General features: G+C 74.8%; 9 protein-coding genes. 4 read left to right on the forward strand and 5 right to left on the reverse strand.

Features of this window, described 5'->3' with window-relative positions; genetic code table 11:
- The first annotated feature begins 492 nt into the window (after positions 1 to 492).
- From AB0O19_RS13240 to AB0O19_RS13250, 3 genes are all read left to right on the forward strand, one after another.
- Positions 493 to 2,643, forward strand: a complete 2,151-nt coding sequence (locus AB0O19_RS13240; protein WP_363619380.1) for a protease pro-enzyme activation domain-containing protein — start codon at positions 493 to 495, stop codon at positions 2,641 to 2,643.
- Between the two features lie 300 nt (positions 2,644 to 2,943).
- On the forward strand, positions 2,944 to 3,957 hold the full coding sequence (locus tag AB0O19_RS13245; RefSeq protein ID WP_363619381.1) for an XRE family transcriptional regulator: 1,014 nt from the start codon (positions 2,944 to 2,946) through the stop codon (positions 3,955 to 3,957).
- Positions 3,958 to 4,271: 314 nt separating this feature from the next.
- Positions 4,272 to 5,600, forward strand: a complete 1,329-nt coding sequence (locus AB0O19_RS13250) for a peptidoglycan-binding protein (protein WP_363619382.1) — start codon at positions 4,272 to 4,274, stop codon at positions 5,598 to 5,600.
- Positions 5,601 to 5,643: 43 nt separating this feature from the next.
- Here the strand turns inward: AB0O19_RS13250 and AB0O19_RS13255 are convergent, their stop codons facing one another.
- Positions 5,644 to 6,399 (reverse strand): RNA methyltransferase, encoded by a 756-nt coding sequence (locus tag AB0O19_RS13255; protein ID WP_363588022.1) that lies wholly within the window; start codon positions 6,397 to 6,399, stop codon positions 5,644 to 5,646.
- Positions 6,400 to 6,413: 14 nt separating this feature from the next.
- The gene (locus AB0O19_RS13260) at positions 6,414 to 7,136 is read right to left on the reverse strand and encodes a helix-turn-helix domain-containing protein (RefSeq protein WP_363619383.1); all 723 of its coding nucleotides are present in this window, start codon (positions 7,134 to 7,136) and stop codon (positions 6,414 to 6,416) included.
- Positions 7,137 to 7,235: 99 nt separating this feature from the next.
- Here AB0O19_RS13260 and AB0O19_RS13265 point away from each other — a divergent pair, with 99 nt between their 5' ends.
- The gene (locus AB0O19_RS13265; protein ID WP_363619384.1) at positions 7,236 to 7,904 is read left to right on the forward strand and encodes a hypothetical protein; all 669 of its coding nucleotides are present in this window, start codon (positions 7,236 to 7,238) and stop codon (positions 7,902 to 7,904) included.
- A gap of 69 nt (positions 7,905 to 7,973) precedes the next feature.
- Here the strand turns inward: AB0O19_RS13265 and AB0O19_RS13270 are convergent, their stop codons facing one another.
- The 3 genes from AB0O19_RS13270 to AB0O19_RS13280 all read right to left on the reverse strand — a co-directional run bounded on the left by AB0O19_RS13270 (position 7,974) and on the right by AB0O19_RS13280 (position 12,086).
- The gene (locus tag AB0O19_RS13270; RefSeq protein ID WP_363588000.1) at positions 7,974 to 10,094 is read right to left on the reverse strand and encodes an FUSC family protein; all 2,121 of its coding nucleotides are present in this window, start codon (positions 10,092 to 10,094) and stop codon (positions 7,974 to 7,976) included.
- Positions 10,095 to 10,104: 10 nt separating this feature from the next.
- A complete protein-coding gene (locus AB0O19_RS13275) occupies positions 10,105 to 11,220 on the reverse strand; it encodes an HTTM domain-containing protein (protein ID WP_363619515.1) in 1,116 nt (371 codons plus the stop codon).
- A gap of 206 nt (positions 11,221 to 11,426) precedes the next feature.
- Positions 11,427 to 12,086, reverse strand: coding sequence for a DUF5819 family protein (locus AB0O19_RS13280; RefSeq protein WP_363619385.1), 660 nt, complete (start codon positions 12,084 to 12,086; stop codon positions 11,427 to 11,429).
- Between the last annotated feature and the right edge of the window lie 105 nt (positions 12,087 to 12,191).

Consider the following 12,191-nt stretch of genomic DNA (forward strand, 5'->3'; position numbering starts at 1 on the left):
CGATCCCGGCCAGCAGGCCGCCGCCGCCCACCCCGGCCAGGATGGTCCGCACCTCGGGCCCCGCGCACCCGCCAGGCCCGCCGTCGGACCCTCCGGGCCCTCCCGGCCCGCCCTCAGCCCCTTCCGGTCCACCGTCGGAACAGCCGTCGGAGCAGCCGCCGGGCCGTGCCGTTCACATAGTTCCGCGCCGCCCGCGCCCGATTCCCGCGCGTCGCCGTTCGGCCCACGCCGGTCATGCTTCCCGCGCGGCTCCCCCCGGTTCCACGTCCGTCCCTTCCGCCCCCCACCGGTAGGGACCGGTTCCGGAATCCGGGCTATTCACTGTATGGAATCCCCGCATTCCGGGTGTCCACAGTTGACTGTTTTTTAGCAACGAATTGCTTGACCATGAGCCACTTTGCGCACTGGTTCTGTCATGTTCTAGCCAGCGTTTTCGACTCCGGAACGCTCTGGCCCCTTGCCGGCCCCCACAGCCGGCCAGAGGAGGATCCGTTGCGCCCCCGCTCCCTTGCCCTCGCCGCGGCGATAGCCGTGCTGCCGCTGACCGCCGTCTCGCTCGGTGTCTCCACCGCGCAGGCCGCCCCCGCTCCCCGTGTCGCGCTCCCGAACACCGTCAACCCGGCGGTGGCCCACTCGGAGAAGAAGGGCGACGTCCCGGCCGAGCAGCAGATCTCGGTGGCCGTCAGCCTGAAGCTGCGTGACACCGCCGCCCTCGACCGCTTCCTCGCCGCGGTCGCCACCCCCGGCACCCCCGAGTTCGGCAAGTACCTGACGCCGGAGCAGTTCACCGCCCGGTTCGGGCCGACCCAGGCCGCCGTCGACCAGGTCAAGACCTACCTGGCCGCCCAGGGCCTGACCGTCACCGAGGTGAGCGCCAACCGCCAGGTGGTCAGCGCCCACGGCACCAACGCGCAGATCTCGCAGGCCTTCGGCACCCACGAGAGCTCCTACGTCGACCCGCAGCTGCAGCGCGCCTTCTTCGCCAACGACGCCGCCGCCTCCGTCCCGGCCGACCTGGCCGACGTGGTCCAGGGCGTGAGCGGCCTGGACAACCACGCGGTCCGCAAGAACCGCCTGGCCAAGCCGAACTCGGTCACCCCGCACACGGCCTCCTCGACCCCGAGCGGCTTCGGCCCGTCGCAGTACGACGGCGCCTACAACCTGAACAAGACCGGCGCCGACGGCACCGGCACGACGGTCGCCCTCTGGGAGTTCGACGGCTACTCGTCCTCCAACCTGACCACCTACGACTCGCAGTACGGCCTGTCCGGCCCGGCCGTCTCCACGGTCTCGGTGGACGGCGCCAACTACGACTCCGCCCCCGGCGGGGGCCAGGGCGAGGTCGAGCTGGACAGCGAGATCGTCCGCGGCGCGGCGCCGAAGGCGACCCAGCTGGTCTACGAGGCGCCCAACAGCGACCAGGGCGAGATCGACATGGCCAACAAGATCGTGGCCGACAACCAGGTCTCGGTCATCTCGATCTCGTGGGGCTCCTGCGAGCCGGACACCACCGCCGCCTCGATGACGGCCGTGGACAACGCCTTCAAGCAGGCCGCCGCCCAGGGCATCTCGATCTTCTCCGCCTCCGGTGACGACGGCTCCCGCGACTGCACCCGCTCCACCAGCGGCTCGTCGGTCAAGGCGGTCGACTTCCCGGCGTCCAGCCCGCACCAGACCGGCGTCGGCGGCACCAACCTCCAGGTGTCCGGCACCTCGTACTCCTCGGAGAGCGCCTGGAGCAGCGCCGGCGGCGGCGTCTCCACCGTGTTCGGCAAGCCGACCTGGCAGACCGGCACCGGCACCGGCAGCGGCACCATGCGCACCGTCCCGGACGTCTCCTCCAACGCCGACCCGGCGAGCGGCTTCGCGATCTACACGGCCGGCTCCTGGCAGGTCTACGGCGGCACCAGCGCGGCGGCGCCGCTGTGGGCCGGCTACGCGGCCCAGTTCAACCAGAAGGCCAAGGCGGCCGGCCAGCCGGTCCTGGGCGAGGCGAACCCGAAGCTGTACGCGGTCGCGAACAGCAGCAACTACTCCGGCGCCTTCCACGACGTGACCAGCGGCTCCAACCAGGACTTCCCGGCCGGTACGGGCTACGACCAGGTCACCGGCTGGGGCACCCCGATCGCCGACGGCCTGACCACCGCCCTGCTCGGCGGCGGCTCCACCACCCCGCCCACCGGCGGCTGCACCGCGGCCCAGCTGATCGGCAACGGCGGCTTCGAGACCGGCACCGCCGCCCCGTGGACCACCTCCAGCGGCGTGGTCGACAACAGCTCCTCGCAGGCGGCCCACTCGGGCAGCTGGAAGGCCTGGCTGGACGGCTACGGCAGCGCCCACACCGACACCCTGTCGCAGACCGTCTCGGTGCCGGCCGGCTGCAAGTCCGCCAGCCTCACCTTCTGGCTGCACATCGACACCGCGGAGACCGGCTCCACCGCGTACGACAAGCTGACCGTCCAGGCCAACGGCACCACGCTGGCGACGTACTCCAACGTCAACGCCGCCGCCGGCTACGTGAAGCGCACCCTGGACCTCTCCTCCTTCGCCGGCAAGAGCGTGACCGTCAAGTTCACCGGCACCGAGGACGGCTCCAACCAGACCAGCTTCGTGATCGACGACATCGCGCTGAACGTCAACTGACCACCAGCGGGTAGCACCACCTGACCCCCGCCGGGGCGGCGCCGACAGGGCCCGCCCCGGCGGTGTGCGTCCGCCCGGTCGCGGCGGGCGGCGCGGGCGCGCGGCGAGGGCGTGTGTTTCCGAACTGTTTCAAGATCATCAACCCTTCGGTTCACCTGCCGTGACCCCTGTCATACGCACGACTGATGACGTAGCCTCTCGACCGTGCATAGGGTTCCCCAAAGCTCGGTGAAGCCGTCGGCGGCGAGCCTCGGCGCCGGCCAGGCCCCTCCGAACTCACCTGGCGGGGAGGGTCACCGCATGGCCGCACAGCAGCCTCAGGACTCCGCGCGACTCCGGCTGGTCGGACTGCGCCCGGAGCGCCCCGGCCCGTCCGTACCCGTACCGCCTCCGGCACCCGCGCACGCCGGGCGGGCCACCGCCCCCGGCGGCTTCGCGGACACCCTGCACCTGGCCATCGAGGCCAGTGGCCTCAGCCTGGACCGGATCAGAGCCGCCCTCACCCAACGTGGCGTCAGAGTCAGCGTCACGACGCTGAGTTACTGGCGGCGCGGACGCAGCCAGCCCGAACGGGCCAGCTCGCTGAGAGCCGTCCACCTGCTGGAGGAACTGCTCGGACTGCCGCACAGCGCGCTCACCTCGCTGCTCGGCCCGCCCCGCCCGCGCGGCCGCTGGGCCGCCGTCGCGAACACCTGCCACCTCGGCCTGGAGGACGTCTGGCCGGGCGAACGGCAGATCGCGGACATCTTCGCCGAGCTGGACGCCCCGCCGCAGGGCGAACTGGAGCGGCTGAGCATCCACGACTCGTACTACGTGGACGCCGAGCGGCGCGGCAACCTGCTGCGGATGCGCCAGGTGGTGCGCGCCACCGTCGGCGGCGTGGGCCGCTGCCTGGTCGTGCACAAGGCCGACGAGGAGGCGACGGGCTGCCCGGAGATCACCTCGGTGCGGCACGGCCGGCTGGGCCGGGTCCGGCGCCGTCCGGAGGCCGGCCTGACCGTCGGCGAGCTGATGCTGGACCGCCCGCTGGCGCTCGGCGACAGCACGGTCTTCGAGTACGAGGTGGAGATCCCGCCGGGCGGCCCGACGCTGGAGTACAGCCGCCGCTTCGCCACCCCGGTGCGCGAGTACGTGCTCCAGGTGCACTTCGACCCGGCGGCCGTCCCGGCGCACTGCGAGCGCTACGACCGCGAGCCGGGCGCGGACGTCGACCACCGCCGCGAGCAGCTCTGGATCGGCGCCTCCGCGAGTGCCCACGTGCTCGCCCCGGACCAGCAGCCCGGGCACATCGGCATCCGCTGGGAGTGGCAGTAGCCGTCCCCGGCGTCCAGTCGTCCCCGACATCCGGCCGCCCCGACGTCCAACCGCCCCCGCCGTCCTCGAACCGGCCCGCGCACCCCCGCCACACCTGACCGCCCGCCAGGCTCCGCGTCGGCACTACCGTCTCCTCCCCGCCCCCGCCACGCCCGGGCCGCCGAACGGTTGTCACCCGTCCGGCGCAACCCGCCGTGCCACCTTCCGCCCGCTTTGGGACTTTGGTCCCGATAACACGCGGGGCCGGCCCGGGAAGGCCAGTCCTGTCACGCCGTCAGGCGTCGACCAGGAAGACCGCAGGAAAGAGGCGGAGCATGACCCGTACCGACCACCTGTCCCCGCTGCTGGAATTCGACGAGGTCGAACCGGACGAGGACTGCATATGCGGGGGCTGCAACGCCCGCCGCCGCGCCCGGCGGCACGCCGCACCGGTGCACGAGGGCGGGCACGCCGCGGCCCGCAGCATCCGCCGCCGGGCCGCCGTGCTGATGGCCGCCGTCGGCACCGCGGTGGGCGGCGGGACGGCCGCCGCCGGGCACGCCACCGCGGCCCCCACCCCGGGCGGCAGCAGCACCGCCCAGCCCCCGCAGACCCCGCAGGGCGAGGTCAGCGGCCTCTACGGCCAAGCACCCGGCGCCCGCGCCTTCGCCGCCCCGCGCGCCGCCGCCCAGCCGCCCACCCGGGCGCAGATCATCCAGCGCGCCCAGGGCTGGGTCGACCAGCAGGTGCCGTACGGCATGGGCAGCTACTGGTCGGACGGCTACCGCCAGGACTGCTCCGGCTTCGTCTCGATGGCCTGGGGCCTCGGCAGCAGCCAGACCACCTGGACCCTGCCGAACTTCGCCGAGCGGATCGGCAAGGCCGACCTCCAGCCCGGCGACGTGCTGATCTACAACAACCCGGCCAGCCCGCAGTCCGGGTCGCACGTGACGATCTTCGGCGGCTGGACGGACTCCTCCCTCACCCGCTACCTCGCCTACGAGCAGACCTCCCCCGGCACCAAGAAGCGCGACACCCCGTACGCCTACTGGAACAACTCCGGCGCCTACGTCCCGTACCGCTACACCGGCCTGTCCGGTGGCAGCAACGACGGCACCCCGGCCACCGCCTTCCCGGGCGCGGACAAGTTCGGCCCCGGCGCGAACAACGCGTACGTCACCGAGCTCGGCCGGCTGCTGGTGCAGCGCGGCGGCGCCCGGTTCTACTCCGAGGGCCCCGACCCGCACTGGGGCGAGGCCGACCGGCGGGCCACCCAGGCCTTCCAGGAGGCCCAGGGCTGGCGCGGCGCCGAGGCCGACGGCATCCCCGGCAAGGACACCTGGGACTACCTGGTCAACGGCAAGGGCCGCGCCGTCGGCGCCGGCACCACCCCGCTACCGCCGCCGGTCCGGCCCGGCACCGGGGCGCCCGCCTTCCCCGGCCGGCAGTACTTCGGACCGGGTCAGAACAACGACCAGGTCCGCCTGCTGGGCGAGCAGCTGGTGCGCAAGGGCTTCGGCGGCTCGTACGGCGTCGGCCCCGGCCCGCGCTGGAGCGAGAGCGACCGGCGGGCCGTCCAGGCCTTCCAGCAGGCCCAGGGCTGGCGCGGCGCCGAGGCCGACGGCTACCCCGGCCCGGACACCTGGCGCCGGCTCTTCGCCTGACGCACGCCGACGGCGTGGTGCCCGCCCCGGCGGGCGCCACGCCTCACCCCTGAGGCTTCGACGACATCCAGTGGAAGAGGCCCATCGCCACGCTGGTGGCCAGGTTGAAGCTGGACACCCCCGGCTGCATCGGCACCGAGACCAGGTGGTCCGCCCGCGCCTTGAGCTCCGCCGAGACGCCGTGCCGCTCGGTGCCGAAGGCGAGCAGCGCGTCGTCCGGGAACGGCAGCGTCCGGATGTCCGCGCCCTCCGGGTCCAGCACGTACAGCGGCCCGGCGGGCAGCTCCGGCAGGGCCAGCCGCTCCACCGCGGTGGCGAAGTGCAGGCCCGCGCTGCCGCGCAGCACGGTCGGGTGCCAGGGGTCCAGATCGCCGGTGGTCACCACACCGGTGGCGCCGAAGCCGGCCGCCAGCCGGATCACCGCCCCGACGTTGCCCAGGTTGCGCGGGTTCTCCAGCAGCACCACCGGGGCCGGGCGCGGGCGCCGGGCCAGGGCCGCCAGGTTCGCCCCGACGGACGGCCGCGCGGCCAGGGCGACCACCCCGGTCGGGTGCAGCCGGGGTGCCAGCGTCCGCAGCCGTTCCTCGGGCAGCTCCACCGCCAGCGCGTCCAGCGCCGGCGCGACGTCCGGCGCCAGTTCCCCGGCCAGGGCCAGCAGCGCCGCCCGGTCGGCGGTCAGCACCCGCCGGACGTCCCCGCCGAAGCGCAGCGCGTGCTTCAGCGGGTGGAACCCGTCCAGCAGGACGGCTCCCGGCTCCCGCTCCGCCGCCCGCCACGCCCGCAGCACCTCGTCGTCCATGGCGTTCATGGCGTTCACTCTGCCACCTCGTCCGAGGCCGTCTGATCCGAGGCCACCTGATCCGAGGCCACCTGATCCAGGACCACCCCGCCTGGGGCGGCCCCGCCCGGGCCGGGCTCGCCGGGGCGGCCCGCGGCGGCGATCACCTCGTCGAAGCCGAGCGGCCGGCCGGTCGGGCCGTCCGGATCGGCGGCGAGCCCCGCGAGCGCGAGGTCGAGGTGCCGGTGGACCAGCGAGCCGTCCGCGTCGAGCGTGGCCAGCGCGCCCGGCAGCGGGCGGGACACCCGGACGCAGAGCAGCACCAGGTCGCCCATCCCCACGTCGGCCCGCAGCCGCCCGGCGTCCTGGGCGGCGCGCAGCAGCGCCTCGACGGCGGTGACGGCTTCGCGGCGGACGGCGACCAGGTCCTCGTCCACCACCAGCCGCTCCAGCAGCACCACGATCGCCGCGCCCATCCGCAGGTCGGCGGCGGCGTGCACGAAGCGGCGCAGCGCCCGGTACGGGTCGGTCTCGTCGCGGCGGGCCCGTTCGGCGGCCTCGGCGAGCCGGGCCAGCAGGTCGGTGACCAGGGCGCGGACCAGGGCCTCCCGGTCGGGGAAGCGCCGGTAGAGGGTGGCCGGGCCGACGCCGGCCCGCCGGACCACGGCGTCCAGCGGGGCGTCCGGGCCCCGTTCCAGGAACACCTCGCAGGCGGCGTCCAGGATCCTGCGCCGGCTGCGTTCCGCGTCGGCCCTCATCGGCAACTCCCTAAACGGAGAAATTCTCTCCCCCTATGCTAGCGTCCAGTGAAACGGAGAAAATCTCTCCGCATCGTTGAGGAGCCGAGGAGTGACGCCGTGACCACCACCGCGCTCACCGTCCACACCGACATCGACGGCACCAGCCACCCGCGCGAGGCCGTCCTCGCCTGGGAGCTCGACCGCGCCCGCGCCGCCCTGCGCCTGCTCAAGCAGCGCCTCGGCGACGACCGGACGCGTGAACTGCTCACCCCCGACACCACCGCCGCCGACACCGCCCTGGCCGCCTGGGCCCACGCCTCCGGCGGCCGGTGGAGCACCGCCGTCACCGAGCTCACCGCCGCCGGCATCGACGCCGACCGCTTCCTCACCTGGTGGCAGGGCCGCCTGCACGCCCCCGACCGGGACGCCCTGCTCGCCGCCAACCCCGAGCACTACCTGGCCGACTCCACCGGCGAACGGGTCGAGATCATCGAGACCCTCGGCACCGGCCCGGCCCGCTTCTTCCTGCGCTTCCACGACGACGTCCCGATCGCCGGGCCCGGCCACCAGGCCTTCCCGGTCCGCATCGGCGGCACCGGCACCCTCGCCGACGGCACCGAGGTGCTGCGGGTGATGCACGAGTTCGCCGACACCCCGGACGGCCTGCGGATCCGCCTCACCGTCCAGTTCCCCGAGGCCGCCTCCGCCCTCCTCGGCACCGGCCACCAGTGGCACTTCGCCTGCGAGTTCGCCAACTGGCTGGAGGCCGCCGCCCGCGCCGCCTGACGCCCCCGCGCCGTTCGGCCCCGACGTTCTCCCCCCGACGTTCGCCCTTCCAGGAGGGGCGAACGTCGCCTACTGCGGCCCCCGCACGTCCTCCCGCCCCCGCAGCGCCCGCTCCAGGTCCTTCAGCGCCTGCCCCAGCAGCCGCGTCCCCGCCCGCACCACGTCCCGCTGCACCCCCGCCGGCGCCTGCGCCAGCCGTTCCTCCAGCCGCGCCTGCGCCTCCCGCACGGCGCCGAACTCCACCGGCTGCCCGGTGAGCAGCGCCGCCCCCGCGAGCGCGGTGGCCAGCCGCAGCTCCTCCGCGTACTCCGCCGTCCCCGGCACCGGGTCGGCGTCGGCGGCCGGCAGGTGCGCCTCCAGCAGGACGGCGACCCGTCCGAGGTGCCCGACGGCCGCCCGGGCCCGGTCGACCTGGCGCCGGGACACCCCGGGCAGCCCGGAGGCGTGCCGGCCCGGTTCGGCGTCGGCGCGCTGCATGGCCTGGAGCAGTTCCGAGCGGGCCTCCCGGGAGTCCAGCAGCGCGGTCCGCACCGCCCGCCCGCGCGGCGCGGCCGGGTCCTCGTAGCAGGCGACCACCGCGGCCGCGTACCGCCCGGCGGCGGCGAGCCACTCGGCCAGCCGCTCCCCGAGCCGGGCGGTCTGCCAGGTCGGGAAGAGCGCGTACGTCACCAGCGCCACCGACCCGCCGAGCAGGGTGAGCCCGACCCGTTCGAAGGCCGTCGTGAGCGGGTTCCCGGCCTGGAGCCCGAGCAGGAACACCACGTACGTCGAGATCCCGACCGTCGTCAGCGCGTACCCGGTCCGGAACGCGAGGTACGACCCGCCGATGCACAGCACGGCCAGCGCGGCCAGCACCCACTCCCCGGGGTGGGTGAGCTGCACCACCAGCGTCGAGACGGCGACCCCGACGACCGTCCCGGCCAGCCGGGCGACACCCCGGCTGTAGGTCTGGGCGAAGTCCGGCCGCATCACCATCGCGGCGGTCATCGGCGCCCAGTAGCCGTGGTGGAACCCGACCAGCCGGGCCAGCAGGTAGGCGACGGTGACCACCCCGGCGAGCCGGACGGCGTGCTGGAAGATCGCCGAGCGCGGCCGCAGCTGCCGGCGCACCGTCCGCAGCGCGACCGGCAGCATCCGGAGGATCGACGGCTTGTGCAGCGCCCCGCCCGCGCCGATCACGGGCGTGGTGATGGTGTCCGCGTCGCCCCGCTCCAGCGTGTCCGCGGCCTTGCGCAGCAGCCCGCCCAGCCGGCGGGCCGACCGCCGGGCCGCCCCCTGCAACCGCGGCCCCTCGTCCGGCGGGACCAGGGTGAGCGTGGGCGCCGAGCGGGGCAGCCGGACGGGGTCGCCGGTGCGGACGGCCCGGGCCAGGGCGTCCATGACCTCGGCGGCGGCCGCCAGCACCTCACGGGCCCGGTCGCGTTCGGGCCCCTCCTCCGGGGCGCCCACCTTGGGATCGGCGAGCGCGGCCAGGGTGGGCCGGATGCGCTCGGCGAGGCCGCGCAGGCCGCGCAGTTCGGCCGGCCGGTGGCGGTCCTGCCAGGGCGTCAGGGCGGCGGCGTGCCGGGCCGTCATGAACGGCGCCGGGTCGACGTGCGCGGTCGGATCCTGCCTCAACCTGCGCGCGTAGTCGGCGAGTTCCGCGTAGGTGTCGGCGAGGGCGTCCCGCTGGGCACTCCAGCTCCCGATCGGCCAAAGGGTGATGACGACGGCTTGGACGACCCCGCCGAGGGCGGCGACCAGCCCGTGTCCGAGCGCGGCGGTCGCGCTGACCGGCAGTTGGACGACGATCAGCATCACCGAGACGGTGTTGGTCGCGACCACCCCGGCAGTCGGCCCGATCGCCCAGGCGAGCCCGGCTCCGAAGGCCCACACCGCGAGCAGCACCGGGAACAACCCGGGGACCCCGGCCGCCAGGTAGCCGAGGAAGGTGCTGATCCCGAGCCCGGCCCCGGCCGCGACGGCGAGACTGGCCCGGGGCCGGAAGCTGCGCTGGAAGGTGGCCGTGCCGGCGATGAAGGCGCCCATCGCGGCCGAGGTGGCGAGCGCGACCCCGCCGAGCGCGAGGGTGGGGAAGAGCACCAAGGCCACCGCGACGGCCCCGCGCAGGGCCCGCTTGGGGTCGGTGAGCGCCCGGTCGAGGGTGAGTCCGGTCCGCGCGGTGTCACGAAGGGCGGCGAACCAGGACATACGGGTCAGCCTAGGGCACGCCCTCCGTGACCGGCGCTCGTGACCGCCGGATCCGCCGCAGCCGCGCCGCCACCCAGAGCAGCGCGCCGGTCGGCAGGAACACCGCGTCCGCCGCGATCATCGCGAGCGAGAACACCGGCAGCCCGAGCAGCAGCGCGATCCCCAGGTGCTCGGCCAGCAGCACCGCCAGCAGCACGTTCTTGACCCGCCGGTTGAGCAGCGTGAACGGGAACGCGACCTGCACGACCACCGTGCCGTACGAGATCAGGAAGACCGGCAGCAGCGCCGAGCCGACCAGCCCGGACAACCACGGCCAGGGCGTGAAGTAGTCCAGGTGCAGCGGGTAGTACAGCGCGGTGCCGTCCTGCCAGCGCGAGCCCTGCACCTTGTACCAGCCGGCCGTCGCGTAGATCAGCACCACCTCGACGGCGATCACCAGCATCGCGCAGTTGTGCACCATGTTCGCCAGCGCGTCGAGCACCGCGCGCGGTTCGCCGTCCGGCCGCAGCCGCCCCAGCGTCCACCAGAGCCCGGCCACCGCCCAGAGCCCCCAGAACAACGGCGCCCAGCCCGCGTACGGGAAGGTCCGGACCGTCCAGGTGAGGCTCTCACCGGAGAAGCCGCCGACCTGGCAGGCCGCCAGGACGGCGCCGAGCAGCACCCAGAGCACCACCCCGGCCCGCCCCGGCCGGGACCGCCGGGCGTCCAGCGACCACACCTCGGCGCAGCGGGTGAAGACCAGGTAGACCGCCATCAGGTGGACGACGTTGTCGCCGCCGTCGCCGAGGAAGACGTTGCGGTTCTGCAGCGACAGCACGGTGACCAGGAACAGCACCGTGCTCGCCCTGGTCCGCCAGCCCAGCACCACCGCGACGGCGGCCAGCACCGCCAGGTGGTAGACCAGCTCGAACCAGGGCCGCCCGCCGAACCACGGCAGCACCGTGAACGCCCCGTTGTCGGTCAGCAGCCGCTCGGCCAGGTCCATCGACCAGGGCGACCGGTCCCCGTACAGCACCCGCCGGTTGGGCCACTCGCGCAGCAGGTAGGCGAGCCAGACCAGCCCGAAGCCGATCCGCACCACGGCGGCCTGGTGGCGGCCCAGCGCACGCCCGGTGAAGGCCGCCATCGCCCGGGCGGCCAGGTCGGCCGGGCCGGGCCCGCGCGGCGCCGGGTCGGGCCGGGGCCCGGGGGCCGAGCCGGCGGCGGGCGGTTGCCCGGCCTGGCGCGGGATGCCCTCCGACCACCGCGGCTCGGCCGCCGGCGAGAGCTCGGGCGACACCTCCGGCGAGAGCTCGGACGCCACGTCGGACGACACCTCCGGCGACACCTCGCTCACCCGAGCTCCCGGTAGTCCTCGTCGTCCACCGGCCACCAGGGCAGCTCCCGCACCTTCGGCGCCGGTGGCGCGGCCTCGCCGCTCCAGGACGGCGGCGGGACGGTCACCGCGGTGGCCCGGAACTCGACCTCCAGGATCCGCTCGCCGTCCACCTCCCGGCCGATCCGTTGCAGGGCGATCCGCTTGAGGTACTGCTCGGCGAGCCTGCCGCGGGTGTTGGTCAGCGCCTCGTCCTGCGGGTTGTGCGAGCCGTCGTAGAAGTCCCAGGCCCGGCGCAGCACGTTCTGGTCGACGTGGCTGGGGGCGGGGTTGTGCCGGATCGCGGCGACGTCCTGCGCGGTCAGCCCGGTCCAGTCGCGGGTGCGGGTGGTGCCGTCGGCGGCGGCGGTGCGCACCCGGGCGTCCAGGCTGACGTTCTGCTGCAGCGGATTCGGCGCGAACAGCCGCCAGTTCTGCTCGAACTCCGGGTACACCAGGCCGTCGACCTCGTCCCGGTACTGCCGGGACAGCGAGTTGGCCGGCGCGACGTGCAGGAACACCGCCGCGAGGAAGAGCCCGGTGCCGACCACCAGCACCGCCGCGGTCAGGCCGAGCACGAGCTGCGCGGGCGTCGACCAGACCCGTCCGGCGGCCGGGCGGTCCGTCGTCTCCGTCATGGCCTCCCCGGCCCGGTCGGCGCGCCGCCCGGGTCCCGTCCCGGCGCGGTCGCGCGCCCATCCTGCCCTACCGGGCGAACACGACGGTGCCGGACGGGGCCACCG

It is taken from the genome of Kitasatospora sp. NPDC091276 (assembly GCF_040684355.1).
Taxonomy (GTDB): domain Bacteria; phylum Actinomycetota; class Actinomycetes; order Streptomycetales; family Streptomycetaceae; genus Kitasatospora.

Excerpts from the sequence above, each read along its gene's own strand:
- AB0O19_RS13250 (WP_363619382.1), top strand. The coding sequence starts at position 4,272 with ATGACCCGTACCGACCACCTGTCCCCGCTGCTGGAATTCGACGAGGTC.
- AB0O19_RS13270 (WP_363588000.1), bottom strand. The coding sequence starts at position 10,094 with ATGTCCTGGTTCGCCGCCCTTCGTGACACCGCGCGGACCGGACTCACC.
- AB0O19_RS13260 (WP_363619383.1), bottom strand. The coding sequence starts at position 7,136 with ATGAGGGCCGACGCGGAACGCAGCCGGCGCAGGATCCTGGACGCCGCC.
- AB0O19_RS13275 (WP_363619515.1), bottom strand. The coding sequence starts at position 11,220 with ATGGCGGCCTTCACCGGGCGTGCGCTGGGCCGCCACCAGGCCGCCGTG.
- AB0O19_RS13255 (WP_363588022.1), bottom strand. The coding sequence starts at position 6,399 with ATGGACGACGAGGTGCTGCGGGCGTGGCGGGCGGCGGAGCGGGAGCCG.
- AB0O19_RS13280 (WP_363619385.1), bottom strand. The coding sequence starts at position 12,086 with ATGACGGAGACGACGGACCGCCCGGCCGCCGGACGGGTCTGGTCGACG.
- AB0O19_RS13245 (WP_363619381.1), top strand. The coding sequence starts at position 2,944 with ATGGCCGCACAGCAGCCTCAGGACTCCGCGCGACTCCGGCTGGTCGGA.